General features: G+C 33.5%; 16 protein-coding genes. 12 read left to right on the plus strand and 4 right to left on the minus strand.

The window, feature by feature from the left end; genetic code table 11:
* Positions 1-180: 180 nt before the first annotated feature.
* The 6 genes from thrS to AC1Q51_RS02920 all read left to right on the plus strand — a co-directional run bounded on the left by thrS (position 181) and on the right by AC1Q51_RS02920 (position 8357).
* A complete protein-coding gene (gene thrS / locus AC1Q51_RS02895; RefSeq protein ID WP_000663044.1) occupies positions 181-2103 on the plus strand; it encodes a threonine--tRNA ligase in 1923 nt (640 codons plus the stop codon).
* 249 nt (positions 2104-2352) lie between these two features.
* Positions 2353-3120, plus strand: coding sequence for an ABC transporter ATP-binding protein (locus AC1Q51_RS02900; protein ID WP_000106426.1), 768 nt, complete (start codon positions 2353-2355; stop codon positions 3118-3120).
* Positions 3121-3132: 12 nt separating this feature from the next.
* The gene (locus AC1Q51_RS02905; protein WP_000897860.1) at positions 3133-5013 is read left to right on the plus strand and encodes an FtsX-like permease family protein; all 1881 of its coding nucleotides are present in this window, start codon (positions 3133-3135) and stop codon (positions 5011-5013) included.
* Positions 5014-5156: 143 nt separating this feature from the next.
* Positions 5157-6428 carry an MFS transporter gene (locus tag AC1Q51_RS02910; protein ID WP_254904529.1) on the plus strand — a complete coding sequence of 424 codons (1272 nt, stop codon included), beginning with the start codon at positions 5157-5159 and terminating at the stop codon, positions 6426-6428.
* 56 nt (positions 6429-6484) lie between these two features.
* Positions 6485-7351, plus strand: a complete 867-nt coding sequence (locus AC1Q51_RS02915; RefSeq protein WP_000481000.1) for an ABC transporter permease subunit — start codon at positions 6485-6487, stop codon at positions 7349-7351.
* A 1-nt stretch (position 7352) separates the two neighbouring features.
* Positions 7353-8357 (plus strand): ABC transporter permease subunit, encoded by a 1005-nt coding sequence (locus tag AC1Q51_RS02920; RefSeq protein ID WP_016512866.1) that lies wholly within the window; start codon positions 7353-7355, stop codon positions 8355-8357.
* Positions 8358-8402: 45 nt separating this feature from the next.
* Here AC1Q51_RS02920 and AC1Q51_RS02925 read toward each other — a convergent pair whose 3' ends face one another.
* Together AC1Q51_RS02925 and AC1Q51_RS02930 are read right to left on the minus strand one after the other, a co-directional pair.
* Positions 8403-10103: a pyruvate oxidase gene (locus tag AC1Q51_RS02925; RefSeq protein ID WP_000467249.1), complete on the minus strand. Its 1701-nt coding sequence runs from the start codon at positions 10101-10103 to the stop codon at positions 8403-8405.
* 136 nt (positions 10104-10239) lie between these two features.
* Positions 10240-10977 carry a ZIP family metal transporter gene (locus tag AC1Q51_RS02930; RefSeq protein ID WP_000440615.1) on the minus strand — a complete coding sequence of 246 codons (738 nt, stop codon included), beginning with the start codon at positions 10975-10977 and terminating at the stop codon, positions 10240-10242.
* 155 nt (positions 10978-11132) lie between these two features.
* On the opposite strand from AC1Q51_RS02930, the gene AC1Q51_RS02935 reads away from it, so the two are divergent.
* Complete coding sequence (locus AC1Q51_RS02935; RefSeq protein ID WP_090976511.1) at positions 11133-11999, plus strand: MBL fold metallo-hydrolase; 867 nt, start codon at positions 11133-11135, stop codon at positions 11997-11999.
* Positions 12000-12163: 164 nt separating this feature from the next.
* Here the strand turns inward: AC1Q51_RS02935 and AC1Q51_RS02940 are convergent, their stop codons facing one another.
* Both AC1Q51_RS02940 and AC1Q51_RS02945 read right to left on the minus strand, forming a co-directional pair.
* Entirely contained in the window at positions 12164-13117 is a 954-nt protein-coding gene (locus AC1Q51_RS02940) for a nucleoside hydrolase (RefSeq protein WP_072938365.1), read from the minus strand.
* 21 nt (positions 13118-13138) lie between these two features.
* The gene (locus tag AC1Q51_RS02945) at positions 13139-13741 is read right to left on the minus strand and encodes a DUF2441 domain-containing protein (RefSeq protein ID WP_098284428.1); all 603 of its coding nucleotides are present in this window, start codon (positions 13739-13741) and stop codon (positions 13139-13141) included.
* A gap of 212 nt (positions 13742-13953) precedes the next feature.
* Here AC1Q51_RS02945 and AC1Q51_RS02950 point away from each other — a divergent pair, with 212 nt between their 5' ends.
* The 5 genes from AC1Q51_RS02950 (at position 13954) to AC1Q51_RS02970 (ending at position 17257) form a co-directional block, all read left to right on the plus strand.
* A complete protein-coding gene (locus AC1Q51_RS02950) occupies positions 13954-14439 on the plus strand; it encodes a DUF2798 domain-containing protein (protein ID WP_492331357.1) in 486 nt (161 codons plus the stop codon).
* A gap of 172 nt (positions 14440-14611) precedes the next feature.
* Positions 14612-15037, plus strand: a complete 426-nt coding sequence (locus tag AC1Q51_RS02955; protein WP_000676258.1) for a DMT family transporter — start codon at positions 14612-14614, stop codon at positions 15035-15037.
* A gap of 19 nt (positions 15038-15056) precedes the next feature.
* Positions 15057-15752 carry a Crp/Fnr family transcriptional regulator gene (locus tag AC1Q51_RS02960; protein ID WP_492331358.1) on the plus strand — a complete coding sequence of 232 codons (696 nt, stop codon included), beginning with the start codon at positions 15057-15059 and terminating at the stop codon, positions 15750-15752.
* A 16-nt stretch (positions 15753-15768) separates the two neighbouring features.
* Positions 15769-16239, plus strand: coding sequence for a DMT family transporter (locus AC1Q51_RS02965; protein WP_061667012.1), 471 nt, complete (start codon positions 15769-15771; stop codon positions 16237-16239).
* Between the two features lie 610 nt (positions 16240-16849).
* A complete protein-coding gene (locus AC1Q51_RS02970) occupies positions 16850-17257 on the plus strand; it encodes a GNAT family N-acetyltransferase (RefSeq protein ID WP_044584445.1) in 408 nt (135 codons plus the stop codon).
* Positions 17258-17355: the final 98 nt, after the last annotated feature.

Genomic DNA, 17355 nt, shown 5'->3' on the forward strand with positions numbered 1-17355 from the left:
AACTTACCACCTTAGAGCTGCACTGGGGAAATTAAGTATCTAGTGCCGTATAAACGACGTTACCGTAAAAGAAGCCATTGCATTTTGTGATGGGAATCTGGGTGGAACCACGGGTATAAGCACGCTCGTCCCTATTTTAGGGATGAGTGTGCTTTTTATTATGAAATGGAGAGATGAAAAATGAAAGAACAAATGATTGAAATTAAATTTCCAGATGGTAGCGTGAAAGAATTTGGAAAAGGAATTACTTTAGAAGAAATTGCGGGATCTATTAGTAGTAGTTTGAAAAAGAAAGCAGTCGCGGGGAAAGTAAATGATGGATTATATGATTTACGCCGAAATATTGAAGAAAATGCGGAAGTAGAAATCATTACTATAGATTCAAATGAAGGTGTAGAAATTGCAAGACACTCTGCGGCACATATTTTAGCGCAAGCTGTAAAAAGAATGTATGGTGATATAAATCTTGGGGTAGGGCCTGTTATTGAAAATGGATTTTATTATGATATGGATCTTCCAAGTAGTGTAAACATAGAAGATTTACGAAAAATCGAAAAAGAAATGAAAAAGATTATAAATGAAAATATAAAGATAGAACGAGTTGAGGTTTCTCGAGAAGAAGCAGCAAAACTGTTTCAAGAAATGAACGATCGCTTGAAATTAGAACTTTTAGAAGCAATTCCTAGTGGGGAAAGTGTAACACTATATAAACAAGGCGAATTTGTAGATTTATGTAGAGGGCCACATTTACCATCAACAGGTTATTTGAAAGCATTTCAATTAACTCACGTTTCCGGTGCATATTGGCGAGGTGATAGTAATAACCAAGTGCTTCAGCGCATATATGGTGTTGCATTCTCTTCTCAAAAAGAATTAGAAGAGTATTTACATTTCGTTGAAGAAGCAGCAAAAAGAAATCATCGTAAGTTAGGCAATGAGCTTGAGTTATTTATGTTTTCTGAAGAGGCTCCGGGAATGCCGTTTTATTTACCGAAAGGACAAATGATTCGTAACGAATTGGAAGCATTTTTAAGAGGAATTCAAAAAGAGTACAATTATCAAGAAGTACGCACTCCGTTCATGATGAACCAAGAAGTATGGGAGAGATCAGGGCACTGGGGACATTATAAAGATAATATGTATTTCTCTGAAGTAGATAATAAAAGTTTTGCATTAAAACCGATGAACTGCCCAGGGCACATGCTTATGTTTAAAAATAAATTGCATTCTTATCGTGAATTACCGATTCGTATGTGTGAATTCGGTCAAGTACATCGCCATGAATTTAGTGGTGCGTTAAACGGATTATTAAGAGTACGTACTTTCTGCCAAGATGATGCACATTTATTTGTAACTCCAAAACAAATTGAAAATGAAATCAAATCCGTAATGGCGCAAATTGATTACGTATATAAAACTTTTGGATTCGAATATGAAGTAGAGCTTTCTACTCGTCCAGAAGATTCAATGGGTGACGATAAATTATGGGAGCAAGCAGAAGCAGCATTAGAAAATGTATTACAATCGCTAAATTATAAATATAGACTAAATGAAGGTGACGGTGCATTTTACGGGCCGAAAATTGATTTTCATATTAAAGATGCTTTAAATAGAAGTCACCAGTGCGGAACAATCCAGCTTGATTTCCAAATGCCAGAGAAATTTGATTTAAATTATATAGATGAAAATAATGAAAAGAAAAGACCAGTTGTTATTCACAGGGCAGTTTTAGGGTCATTAGATCGCTTCTTAGCAATATTAATTGAGCACTTTGGAGGGGCGTTCCCGGCATGGGTGGCACCAGTTCAAGTGAAAGTAATTCCAGTTTCAAATGCAGTACATGAACAATATGCCAATGAGATTGCACATAAATTAGCACAAGCTGGAGTTCGTGTTGAAGAGGATGCACGAGATGAAAAATTAGGATATAAAATAAGAGAAGCACAAATGCAAAAAGTACCGTATATTCTTGTTATTGGGGATAAGGAAATGGAAAACGGAGCTGTAAATGTACGTAAATATGGAGAAGAGAAGTCAGAAGTTGTTGCGCTAGATGTATTTGTGGCAAGTATTGAAGAAGAAATAAAGAATAGAAAATATTGATTGTAAAGAAAACACACTATTAGAAATTAGTGTGTTTTCTTTTTTATCTTACAAAAATGTAAGGTAAATGTAAGCGAAATCGAGGGAACGAGTTGTAGAAAAATGAGAATATGAAGTAGGAAATAGGTTCATGTTAAGGGTGTAACTCTTATTGGATGAATAATTAAAAAATTCTTAAGAATTTACATGACAAAATAATAAGAAATATGTGAGAAATTGATTTTATACAAAAGGGATGGAGTGAAAGAGATGTCAACAAATGTAGTTACTGTAGAAAGTGTAGAAAAAACGTATGGGAAAAGAAATGAGAATCAGTCAAAAGCATTAAGAGGCGTATCGTTAAGTATTAAAGAAGGAGAATTTGTCGGGATCATGGGGCCTTCTGGATCTGGAAAAACGACATTACTTAATGTGATAAGTACACTTGACCAGGCGACAGGTGGTAGTGTGACGATAGCTGGTACAAATATTACTTCTATGAAAGGTAATGCATTATCAGATTTTCGATCTCAAAAATTAGGTTTTATCTTTCAAGATTTTAACTTACTAGAAAATTTATCAATTTATGAAAATATCGCTTTACCACTTTCTTTGCAAGGCGTACCATCAAGTGAGATTACTGGAAAGGTAAATGACGTTGCGAAGAAATTAGGCATCACTGAAATTTTAACAAAATATCCGACGGCTGTTTCTGGGGGACAAAAGCAAAGAACAGCGGCGGCAAGAGCTTTAGTACATAATCCAGCAATTGTATTAGCAGATGAACCGACAGGAGCGCTTGATAGTAAAAATGCAAAAAGTTTATTAGAAGCGATGCAAGATTTACATGAAAATCATAATGTAAGTATTTTGATGGTTACACACGATGCATTTAGTGCAAGTTATTGTGAGCGTATTTTATTTATTCAAGATGGTCTTCTTTATAAAGAATTAAATCGTCAAGGCACTCGAGAGAATTTCTATCAAGACATTTTAGGTGTGCTCGCTCATATGGGCTCAGCTGCTGAGTCTAAGTAGGGGGGCGAAACTATGTTATTTAAATTATCACGTCATAGTATGAAAAAGATGTTAAAAGATTATATGGTTTTACTTATTGGCCTCGTTATTAGTATTAGTATTTTCTACATGTTCCAAACAATGGCGATGAATAGTGAATTTACGAAAGATAATAGCCTAATTAGTAGTATTAGACTCGTCTTTTGGGTAGGTGCAATACTATTATCTTTCATTACTGTATTTTATATTATATATGCCAACTCTTTCTTACTTACGTTAAGAAGAAAGGAACTCGGTATGTACATGATGCTTGGTGCAAAAAAGAAAAAAGTAGCACAGTTATTATTTATTGAAACATTCGGTATGGGTATTGTCAGTATTATTATCGGTATTTTAGTAGGGATGTTACTTGCAAGTGTAGCAGGAAACTTTTTAATGAATGGAATGGAAATTTCAGCAAAAGGTAGTTATGCATCTGTATACACACCAGCAATTTTAGTTACAGCTATTTTCTTCTTAATACTATTTTTCATTACTGGCTTAATGAACAGTGTCCGATTGTTACGTAAAACTGAACTAGAGTTAATTCGTGAAGATGAAACACTAGATGAAGTAAAGAAAAGTAAAACTCGCATTATTATAATGACAGTACTTGGTGTATTACTAGTAAGTACAGGGTACTATTTTATGATCAATGTAAAAATATATGCTGAATTAGGTTTTATTATAGCAACCATCGTTACAACACTTGGAACATATTTTATCTTTAGTTCATTACTCCCGTTTTTTGTGATGAAAATTAAGGGGAATAAAAAACGAAATGAAACTGGTCTAAATAGTTTTACATATGCACAGCTACGCTTTCGAGTAAATAGTTTATCGAGAGTATTAGGTACTGTAGCAATGTTAATTGCATTAGGCGCAGGTGCGATGACGGCAGGTATGGCTTTCCAAAAAAATGTAGGTATTATGACAGACTTTTCTCGTGTATATGATGTTGTAATTCATGATCCGAATGATCAAGACAAAGCTGCCTTAAAAGAAATGGAAATTGTTGAAGAAAGCAAGTACAACTATAAAGTAGATGGAGAAGCGGTTTATTATTTACGTAACGACTTAACTGCGAAACCACCACTTGTTTCAGACCATTTTGATACAAAAACGTTAAAAGAGCCTGTTCGTAAACGTGTGACTGAGCCTTTAACTGAACCTGTATATTCAGCTTTAGAGGCTCCTGAATTAGCAAAATTCCCTCAAATGCCAAAGGATTGGGAAGACGCAGTTGTAAGAGAGATACAAATTACGCATAATCAATTTAGCGGAAAACCAGTAAGAATTGCAGACGAAGAGCATTATAAAGGAATTCAAGGAACAGAACACACTGTAATATTAGCAAAAGTAGATGATATGAAAAAATATAAACCGTTATTGATCGAAATAGACAAGAGACAAAAAGCACAAATTGAAAAAGCAACAGGTGAAAAGGTAGACTTATTTACGAAAATGACAATTTATCAGTTTATGAACAGCTTCATGAGCGGAACAATGTTTATGGGATTTTTCCTCGGAATTGCCTTTTTAGCAATGATGGCAAGTTCCCTTATGTTCAAAATATTAACAGGTGCTTCTCGCGACGTACGCCGTTATGAAATGTTACGAAAAATTGGTGTGAGACGCAGTATGTTAACGAAAAGTATATATAAAGAAATTTCATATTTATTTATCTTCCCAGCGATCATTGGCATTTCTCACGTTTTAGTAGGGCTTAACTTATTTAGCTTTATATTAGTTGACCCGTTTGTGAAAGTGTGGGTGCCAATAGGGATTTTCTTAGTCATTTATTTCATTTATTACTGGATAACTGTTCAACTTTATAAAGGTATGGTAATGCCGAAAGAAGAGGTAGCTAAATAGTTTATGAAAAGAGTCCTTGTGTTGAGAATAAGGGCTCTTTTTTTATGTTTTTTATAAAGAAGGAAAAAATTGGATAATGGTCGAAAAATATAATGTAACTTCCAAGAAATGACTAAAACAATACTATTTTGTCGAGAGAAAGGATACGAAGTATGAAAGAAATGCTACAGTTATTTCGCAACAAAGTGTATGCACGTTTTTTTCTAGCAAATATTTTAGAGCGACTCGGTTCTATGATTGCTGGAATTTCTTTAATGTTTTATTTGCTAGATCAATACGGAAAACAACCAGTTTACGCAACGATGACACAAATTATGATTGCATTACCTGCATTAATCTTTTTTCTATTGGTAGGGACAGTAGTGGATCGATTTGATAGACAACGTATATGTACAGTAAGTAACATATGTTGCTCGCTCTGTAATATTGGAATCCTAATTTCTCTTTATTACGGGATGATTATACTTGTCTTTATATTTTTATTTTTGGAAAATGCGTGTATACAATTTTTCTCTCCAGCAGAACAATCGATGATACAGGGAGTAGTTGAATCAGACCAATACGGTGCAGCAGCGGGTATTAATCAAATGGTAAATAGTTTGTATGCTTTGTTTGGTGTAGGAATTGCAACGATGGTGTACTGGACTTTTGGAATTTACGGGAGCATTTTAGTAAATACGCTCACTTTTATTATGAGTGGTATTTTGATTCAAACAATCTCCATTCCAGAAAAAGTTCGTTTACCAAATGGTAGAACAAAATGGAAAGAAGTTAATTTGAAGATGTTAATAACAGAGTTTAAAGAAGGGATTAGGTATATATACCAAAATGAAACTTTAAAAAAATTACTTTTAGGATTTATCGTATTTGGATTATTAAATGGTGTTTTAAGTGTATCCACTACTTACATATTAAAATACAAACTAGCTCCAGAAACGTATGAAAGTTTAGCAATGGTGGGCGGTGTAGTTGGAGGGATTTCATTACTAATTGGAAGCATAGTAGCAACGAGTATAGGTAAGAAATATGCGCCAAAATCTATTATAGTTTTTGGTATGGCAGGCTCAGGAGTCTTCTTTGGTATGTGTTACTTTGTAAATTACGTATGGACTTTTTATGTATGTATCGCTTTAGCGACATTCTTTTTACCGTTTATTAATGTTGCAATATCAGGATGGATGTATGAGATCGTAGAAGAATCGTTTATGGGGCGTGTTCAAAGTTTGCTAAGTCCATTAACGACAGGGTTTCAATTGTTATCTCTTGGAGCGATAGCTATGTTATTCCCAAAATGGATTGAGGCGGATACTTTGTATATTATTTTATTTGGTTTATTATTTTTTGTTACGTGTTTATACCAAGCTATTTTACCTAGTGGGCAAAAGCGAGTACATGTTGTAGCTAAAGAGATGTGACATATTTAGCTCTTTTTGTTTCTAGATATTCTATCGAATGGTAAGGGGTAATAGTTATGTTCATGCGAACTGCTAAGTGGTGTTGGATTACTTGTTTACAATTATTAGCTGCAATTCTATGTATAATCTGTTTAGGTGCGCTCCCTCGATTATTTAAGGGATTGCAAATTGATTTAATCGGTTTTTGGAACACGATTGTGTTTATTGGAGGAAAGTTACTCCGACCATGGGAAATTACATTTGGATTTCGAGACTCGAGGAAATTATTTCCACAAATATGGATTCATTATAGTGAAACTATGATTGTATTTCTATCAGCTTTTTTACTATCTTTGCTTATAGCGTATGTACTTGTTGTTTGGGTATTGCAGCGTTCTCATATGAAGCAAAAAATGTGGAATGGAGTTTTTCTTACGCTAGAGAGTATACCGGATATATTACTTATTTTATTATCACAACTTCTTGTCGTAATTGTTTTTCAAAAAACAGGTTTTATGCCAATAAAACTTGCTGGATTAGGAGAAGAGAGAGTACGATTGTTACCGATTATATGTCTTACAATACCAACAACGTTATTATTTATTAAACTATTGTTATTACGTTTTAAAGAAGAAATGGAGAAAGATTATAGTATATTTGCGAAGAGTAAAGGACTAAGTTTGCAGCATATTTTAACACATCATGTTTCAAGGAATGTTTTATTGACGACAATTTACTATGCGAAAACAAATATTTTATTTATGCTATCCAATTTATATATTATCGAATGGATTTTTAATACATATGGAATGTTTGTATTTGTAAAAGAAAATTCTAAATTAGAAATATTTACAGTGAGTCTAGTTATATTATACGTTCCGCTTTTTATACTATTTCGTATATTACATACGCTTTTACAAAATGTTATAAGGGAGCGTGTGTAACATGTGGCAAGTTGTAAAAAGAGATGTGAGATTTTGGATAGGTGTTACTTTTCTGAGTGTACTAATGATTATTAGTATTGGATATACGTTATTTTTCGATGGGAATATTCGTGAACTTACGATGATGTATAATGAAAAAGGAGAACTAGAGGCTGCTCCATTTTCGCCATCAAGTAAATTTTGGTTCGGAAGTGATACGAAAGGCCGTGACCTTGTCCAATTAATAATAGAAGGCGCGAAATGGACAGTTGGAGCGAGTATAATTATAGCAACTTTACGAGTTATAGTTGGAGGAGGGATTGGTTTACTTCTTGGTATGTATGGTAAGCGATCTTTTCCGGTTATCTCATCCTTTTTTGATCCTTTTAGTATTGTACCAATGGTTATGATTTCTTATTTTATGTTAAATGAAGTTTTAACGTTTGATAGTGGAGCGGAAGTTGTGCCGTTGTATTTGCGGGTGACATTTCAAATTATAGTTCTTACATGTCTTGCTGTACCAACAGTTATGTTGTATGTAGCGCAAGAAGTTAAACGTATTAAGAAAGAAGAATTTATGTTGGCAGCCACTGTGCTTGGCGGGAGTAAATGGCAGAGGTTGAAGCGCCATATATGGCCTCATATGTTACCATCATTTCTTTTATTAGTAGCACAACAATTTGTGAGTACTTTATTACTTCTTTTACACCTTGGTTTGTTGCAATTATTTTTTGGTGGAACAATAACCTTCAGTGGAATGGATCCAGATAGTGTAACAAAAGAATGGACAGGATTAATTGGTCAAAACTTCCGGCACTTAACTACTCATACATGGATTGTACTTATACCGATTGCTTTTTATAGTATGACAATCTTAGCTGGAAACCTAATTAGTAATAGCATGCAAGATGCGATTAAGCTAGGAAATGTGAGAAGGACAGAGAAGGAGAGTAAAGAATTGCAAGTAGAGAAACAAGTACAACCAACTATGAATGACTTTTCTTTTTATAAAGAGATACAAAAATAAAAAAAGATAGCTGAAGACAAATTGTTTTCAGCTATCTTTTTTCGTTTAAAGTGGAGGTAAATCAATCTTACCTTCTTCAAATAATTCTTTTATCATATGCTTCGTATAACCAGCGGCTTGACCAAATGTGATTTTTGCTGGCATTGGTGCTTCGTTAGCATCTACAACTACATCAATAATACACGGTTTATTTTGTTTTACTGCATTTTCGAAAGCGGGAAGTAGCTCATCTAAATTCTCAACACGGTATCCAATACCTCCACACGCCTCTGCATATTTTGCGAAATCTGGGTTCGTTAAGTCTGTTTCGAATTCGATATTACCCATAACTTCTTGTTCAAATTTAATCATCGCAATTTTATTATTGTTTAATACGACGACAACGATTGGTAATTTATATTTTACAGCTGTTACGAAGTCATTCATCGTCATTCCAAATCCACCATCACCACAAACTGCAAATACTTGTTTATCCGGGAAAGCAATTTTTCCAGCAAGTGCACCAGGTAAACCGCAGCCAAGTGTTGCGAGCCAGCTAGAAATGACAAATTGCTGGTTTGTCATACGGAAGTGTCTTGCGGTCCATACTGTTACATTTCCGACATCGACTGATAGAATTGCGTCATCATGTGCTACTTGCTGCAGAGCATGCATAACGCGTTGTGGTTTAATTGGAATGGAAGAGTCTTCTTCTTGATCGTGTAATTTTTCTTCCCACTTTTTCATCATTTCTTGGTGATGTTCTAAGAAGGAATGGTCTGTGTGTTCTTCAACATTTTCAATTAACCATCGTAATGTTTTATCAGCATCACCAGCTAAACCAATATCTGTCGCATAACGTTTCCCGATTTGGGCAGGATCTGTATCGATATGAATTGTTTTTGCTTTTTCAGGTAAGAAGCCGGTGAACGGATAAGAAGTACCGACCATAATTAAAGTATCTGCATGCTTCATTGCTTCATAAGAAGGTTTCGTTCCAATTAATCCTAATCCACCAATACAAAGAGGGTGTTCATCAGGAATAATTCCTTTAGCTGGTAATGTAAGTACGATTGGAGCACCAATATGTTCTGCCAATGCAAGTAAAGATTCTCGCGCATGTTTTGTTCCTTTTCCAGCTAAAATCACAGGCTTTTTCGCTTCATTTATTGCGAGTTTCGCTGCATCTAAATCTTCTTTTTGTGGAAACAACTCAGGCAAAGTAAAAGAAGTATTTGTAACACGGGCACCATTTTTCACTTCGAATTTTGGGACATCATCTGGAATAGTAAGAACGGATACACCTTTTTTCGTATAAGCCATTCGAATTGCTTGATTCACTACGGCAGGTAGTTGCTCTGCTGACATAATACGCTGGTTATAAACCGCAACATCATCAAACATTCTTTCTAAATTTACTTCTTGGAAAAAGTCCGTTCCAAGTAAATCGGTTTCTACTTGACCTGAAATTGCTAGAACAGGGGCTTTATCGAGTTTCGCATCATATAAACCATTTAATAAATGAATAGCACCAGGCCCTGCAATTGCCATACAAACGCCAAGTTTTCCTGTTAATTTTGCATAGGCAGCCGCTGCTAATGCACCAGCTTCTTCATGGCGAACTTGAATGAATTTAATTTGATCTTGTTTTTTTCTTAAAGCTTCAATGATAGAATTGATGGAATCTCCAGGCATACCGTATATGTGTTCTACTCCCCAGTCAATTAATAAATCAACTAATGCTTCACCGGCTGTTTTCCCAAACATAATTGTTCCTCCTTATAATAGGTAGATAACATTATGTTTTGGATAAAAAGGGAAAATATACAAATAAGAAAATTTATCTGGTTATTTGTAATCCAAGAATCAGTGTGGGAGGAACAAAAGTTTCACTTTAGCAACTTTAATGATGACCAGCGAATAAAGTGAACACTGTTATTAGTAAAAAACCACTAGTTGCCCACATTAGAAATGTAAGGAAAGAGAGCTGTTTCTTAGCTTTCCAAAGCATTTCATGAATTGTGACATATCCAAGTGAACCAATAGCACTTCCCATAATGAGGCCTTGCAGGTGAAGAGCTTTTCCTTCCATCAAAATGCCAAAAACTGTGCCAGTACCGAGAATAAGAGAAAGTAATAAAGTCGTTAATAAAAAGGAAATATATTTATGTTTTGTAAAAAGAAATGGAATAATTAAAGCTAATCCTTCTGGAATATGGTGAACGACGATTGCTATTAAAAAGGGAATGGCAGAGTCATTATGATTTATAAAAGCTGTACCTAACGCAAATCCACTCGGTATATTATGAATAAATATAGCGAAAGAGAGAAAAAGAAAGGTTTGCCATGCTTGTTGATCTTTTTTATGTATCATTGGATGGTGACAATAGTTATCTAATAAGCCCATAACTAAAATACCGATAGCTATACCAAGTATAGGTCCAATCATTTCATAGCTTGAAAATGTTTCAGGAATAATTTCAAGTGACAATAACCCAAACAAAATACCGCCACATAATGCGTATAAACGATGCATCTTTTCTTCAATGAGTTGGCGTGTTGCTACTCCAACAGCACCGCCTAATAGTAATCCACCGAACGAAAAAAATGTTACAATCATTGGGATCCATAAACGTTCCATAGTATCACACTCCGATTATATTCCCTTATTTTTAGCTTACGAAAAGAAAAGTTAGATTAGTCCAAGTAATTGTGTTTGAGTATAGAGAAAAAAGTAGTGATTCGTTATAATCTATATATTAAACTTAAGTGAGGAAATGAAAAGGGGAATTGGTTATGCAACAAATTAAAAAAATAGGAAACTCATTTTGGTATATGACACCTGTTTCTGAAACAGATAGACCTATATTAGGAATGGTTGTTGGAAAAGAAAAAACGTTAATGATCGATGCAGGGAATTCAGAAGAACATGCACAATTATTTTTAGAAATGTTAAAAGAACAAAATGTATCGAATCCAGATTTCGTAGCACTAACCCATTGGCATTGGGATCATATTTTTGGATTGCCTGTACTACAAGATGCATTGTCTATTGCACATTCTGAAACGAAAAAAGAGATGCGTACACTTGTTTCTTATGAATGGACAGATGAAGCTTTGGATGCACGCGTAAAAGAGGGTACTGAAATTAAATTTTGTGCGGATTGCATCAAGAAAGAGTTTGAAGAAAAAGCGAGAAATATTAACATTATTCCTCCGGCCTTAACGTTCCAGGATCAAATGGAATTAGATCTTGGTGAGGTGACATGCGTGTTAAAACATGTGGGCGGAGATCATGCACATGATTCAGTTGTTATTTACGTGAAAGAAGAAAAGATATTATTTTTAGGAGACTGTATATATGCAGATATTTTTTCTTCGAAGTGGAACTATACGACGAAAAGAACGTTTAAATTGATAGATGAATTAGAGAAATTTGATGCTAAGACATATATTCTCTCTCATGGGGAAGCGATAAATCGAGAGGAGTTTTTACAAGAGATTCGTATGTTAAAAACAGTAGGAACTTATACAGAAGCTCATAAAGGTGATGAAGAGAAGATAAAGGCAGCGTATAAACAAGAACTAGATAGAGAATTAAATGAAGATGAGTTAGAAACAATAACGTATTTTGTCAATGGTTATGAAATGAATAATCAATAAGACACTACATTAATCCAATATAATTAAATTGCACAAAAAGAGTATTGAAATTTAATTCAATACTCTTTTCAATAGTTAAATATGTAGTTTCAACTAAATTCTAAATATAGGGGTTCATCGTCTGAAGTGATTTTATTCTATTTATTTTTCGTATAGATAGTGGTTCAAGTAGAAGCTTTCTTTGCTAATTCAGTAATATATTCAAAGAATACATCACGTTTTACATCATAAACGACATTTACAGGTCGTCCATCAGCAGTTTCCTCTGTACGCCCCTGGCTAGGTCCATATGTATGAACGATACTATTAATCGTTTCAGTTTTTGCAAGGCTAGTGTTTCCGACAAGCGCGGTAGTTAGTACATCCCATAAATAATAAGTAGAGTTCGTTGAGAAGTGAACGAGAGGGGGGACCATTGCATAACATTGACCAAGGAAATCAACACCAATATACTTTCTCTCTTTTGCCCACTGTTCACGTATGTCTATAGTTAACGGAACTTGGTTTGTACTTTCTAGTGTCACTAAGTCGATTTTAATTTTTGCATCCCATACACGAGCTACTGCTTCAGGGTCCCAAAACGAATTCCACTCAGCTGTTCCATCATGCTCTGGTTCATGTACATTGCCTGCTGTAAGAAATGTACCACCCATCCAAACGAGACGTTCAATTTTATCTTCGATGATGGGAGTTTCATATAATGCACGAGCAAGGTCAGTTAGGGGCCCGGTAAATAATAAAGTTGTTTTTCCTTCCGTTTGTAGAAGTGTTTCTATTAAATGGTGATGTGCAGGCTTTGCTGCCATGGGTGTTACAACTTTTCCAGACTCATTTAAAATTGGTAAAGCATCTACATAAAATGCATGCATCCGCCAGTCTTTCGGAAACGGGTTTTGCCCACGAGAGTTTGAAGCGGCTACTGCAATATTATCTTTGCTGAAGCGATCAATAATTTTACGACTTGCAGACATTGCGGGTTCTAAATAACAGTCTGCTGGGATAACAGATACACCGGTAAGTTCAACGTTTTCCATTTGAAGTAATAAAAATAATGAAATTAAATCATCTACGCCGCCATCATGATTGAAGTACACTTTTTTCTTCATTGTAATCTCCATCCTATATGATTTAGTTAGAAATTAAATATGAATTGAGGAAAAGTCATCAATAATTTCCACCACTTCAATTTCTCCATTAATCAGTAGCTCAGGAAGCTCATTTCTAATATTTCCTTTCCAATACTCTCTAGCTTGTTCGATTTTTTGAGAAAAAGGAATACCATCTTCTTTCGGTAAAAGATTACCGTCACCTTCAAAAGAACTTCCGATTACTCGTAGTTTAACAATCTGTAAAACTTCTCGATTGTAAGAATCAAATAATGCTTTCCATTTTAAAGCATCTTCATAGCTTTTTGAAGCGTATAAACAAGATAACCTGGAAGGGTATTCAGGGAATTCTTGTAGTCTAACCATTTCTACAATTGTTTCTCTAACTGCTCTAATTGTTTGATCCATATAACTCATAACTACTTTAGCACTTTCATTATTTATATGTAATTCGTCATTTTTATAGTGATTATTTAAAATTTGTATGCCATCTTCACCATTAGCATTTAATTGTTCTCTTTCAAAAAAGAAGTGATATAGAGTATTGTGTTGATTTTTGTTAAAAGGAATCATTTGTCTGATATGCATTCTTTTCCTTGTTACGATGTGATATGCGTAAAATTCTGCTTCATTCATGGTTATCCTCCTAGTAATAGTGTAATGCAATGTTAAATTTAGTAATTCAACTTTGAAATATATAAAACCTTTATAAGTAAAAGTGAGAATTTGAGTTGAAAGTAAAGAAAATATATGAAAACGTTTTAAATTTGTTCACAAAATGTTCACTTACGAAGGGGTTTCCAATGTCGATATAATGACAAAGACTCAAAGAGAGAGGATGATGAAATTTGCCAACAACAAGAAAGGAAAACTTCCAATTTGGCATGATGATGTGCTTTGGAATGGTTATCGTAATGACGTTTTCCAATTTACTAATGAATGAAACAGGAGGACCAATTTATATTAAAGAGATTGCATTAGAACTATTAATTGGCTTTATTATTGCGCTATTAATTGAAATAAGTATAGTTGGACCTTGTGCGAAAAAAATTGTATTCATGTTGCCATTTGATAAATCTAAGAAAATAAATATTATCGTTGCAATGGCGACAACTATGGTAATCGGAATGGTGTTCTTTATGTCATTTTTCGGTATGGCTATGATGCATTTACATGGTGGACTACAAGGAGATTCATTTGTTTCAATTTATTTTTCGATTTTTATTAAAAATTTCATAATGGCATATCCATTACAATTAATTATTATAGGACCGCTTGTACGTTTCTTATTTGCAAAATTTGTTATGAAAAAGAAATCTTTTAATGTAGCGTAATTTTTATTTATAAAACATTATATATAAATAATTATAAAACACATCTCGTATTTTTGAGGTGTGTTTTTTTTCATTCCAAGTTATTTTCATAGTGATGTGACATTTGTCCTTTTGCCATTATAGGATGATGGTTTTTAATTAAGTCAGAAATAAAGGATGAGGAGATGATTTTTTGAAAGGTATTCTATTTGCTGTTTTTGCGGGGATATTTATAACACTTCAAGGAACCTTTAATGCGAAACTTAGTTCACATATCGGTATATGGTCGACGAGTATTATAACCCATTTAATTGGATTCATTATTGCAACAACTGTATTTTTGTTAAAGAAAGAAGAGAAAGTAACGGATTTAAAGAGTGTAAAAAAAATATATTTAGTAGCGGGTGCATTTGGTGGATTCATTATTTGTGCAGAAACTATGGCGATATATTCACTAGGAGTTACATTGACAGCTGGCACACTAATGGTTGCTCAATTGTTAACGGCAACAGTTATTGAAATGAAAGGACTGTTTCATATAAAAAAGATACAGATGGAGAGATATCATATTGTGGGAACAATAGTAATGATTATAGGTATTGTTGTATTTAATATGTAAATGAAAGGAGGAAATGAATATGGAGAATAGATCAAGTTTAATTACGCATTATTTGAAAATCAATAAAATGCTCGAGTTTTTTTCCGAAATAGATACAGCATATTTTCAATTAAATCATTTTGAAAAAGGCGAGCTTATTTGCAATATAGATGACGAAATGAATCGTTTATATTTTGTTGTTAAAGGTAAAGTAAAAGTTGATACGATTACACCTGAAGGGAAGAAACTAATCCTTCGCTTTATTAATCCATTCGCAATTGTTGGTGATATTGAATTAATTCAAAATAGCAAAGCACATAATGTCGTTGAAGCTTGTTCAGATGTTGTAGCGATTTCCATTTCTAATACGGTTATTAGAAACAAGTTATTACATGATCCTATATTTATGAAATTCTTACTTGAAAACATTGCGAACACGTTAAAAATATCGACTCGTTTTACTGCTCTTAATTTACTTTATCCTGTAGAAGTACGTGTAGCTAGTTATTTACTTTCAATTTCAACAGATAGTAACGGAAATATGTACAAAGGGGATTTGGATACGACATCGGTAACGAGTATTGCAGGCTTTATAGGGGTAAGTTATAGGCACGTAATTCGGGTATTACAAAGATTTTATAATGAAAAATTAATTGAAAAAAGTAATGGAGTTATTGTCATTAAAGATTTTTCTAGAATGAAGGAAGTCGCTAAAGATAATATATATGAGCAATGAAAGGGAGAGGAAGATTTTGATTGGATTTAGTTTAGCTATATTAGCAGGAATATTAATTAGCTTACAATCTGTTTTTAATGCAAAAGTAAATGAAAATGTAGGACAGTGGTTAACGACTACATGTGTCCTTGGAATAGGTCTCATTAGTTCTATTCTATTTTATATCATTACAGAAAACAGTATTAGCATTAAAGTGTATACTGCAAATTATTTGTTTTATGTAAGTGGACTGTTTGGCATCGGGTTAATTATTTGTATAATGGGTGCAATAAAGAGTTTAGGTCCAGCATATACGGTGCTAATTAGTCTTATTACTCAATTGGTCGTTGCGTTATGTATTGATACATTTGGATTATTTGGAATGGAGAGCATTCCATTACAAATAAATAAATTAGTTGGTATAGGTTTATTAATTGTGGGAGTAGGAATTTTTAAAAATATCTTTTCGAACAAGAGAGCTATTAGAATAACCGAGGATGAGATTTAAAGGTTATAAGGATGTTGATAATCAGATTATAGATGTTTATGTAGTGGGAATACATTTCATATATGTCTCTGTTAGTGAAGGGTCTATATATATTCGAAAAAAAACGTGAATTAGCTATTAGTGTAGTTGAAAAGAAGACGTCAATAAGTTGAGGTCTTCTTTATGTATTGTTCTGAAGTTACCAGAACTTAAGTATAAGGGAATGGGAAGTGGTTTAAGTTAAGCAGAATATACCCGAAAATAAAATATTACTTAACATATATAACTAATGAATACAATGTCTTTTTCGGTTATTATGTTGTAAATAATTTTATGATAAAATCTTTTACATAATGAAATAAAGGGGTAGTATTCTATGGGTTATTTCTCAAATGGTTTATTAGTTTTGTTTGTGCTAATCGTATGCAGTTGTATATTTTTTGGTTGATAATATAATGAGAGTCTTATATAAAAGAAGTTATCTTAAGTGAGATAACTTCTTTTTACTTTATATTGAGAAGGAATTCTATCTTTCTTATTGAAGTTTGTTCTAGTTATTTTTACATCAATCAGATTTGTGTAAAGGGAATTTTATGAAATATAAACAAGCCAGAGAATAGGGAGTATTTACATGGAAAATAGTATACGCTACACAAGTGAACATCCTACAGATTTTAATGGATTATTATCCTTATACGAATCTTTAGGATGGAATTCTCTTAAATTAACGGTTAACGAGTTAGAACGAATGTGTAAGCAAAGTTGGTATGCAATTTATGTTTTTGATGATAAGAGGTTAGTAGGGATGGGGCGTGTCATATCAGATGGAGTCATAACAGGCATTATTTGTGGAGTTGGTGTATTGCCAAAATATCAGTCTAGTGGCATCGGAAAAGAAATAGTGGAACGATTAATCCAGCACTGTGAACAAAACAAGGTTATTCCACAACTTATGTGTGTAGAAAAATTGCAATCTTACTATGAATCTATAGGGTTTGAGGCATTCTCTATTGGTATGACAAAACATATTATAAGATAGAGGAGCTTTATCACGCTATTTGCCGGGCAGTAAAACCCCCACTGAGTAAAGTTTCACTTTATATTTTCAGTTTACTCGTACATATTTTTAAACTTTAA

The organism is Bacillus sp. MT94 (assembly GCF_058792475.1).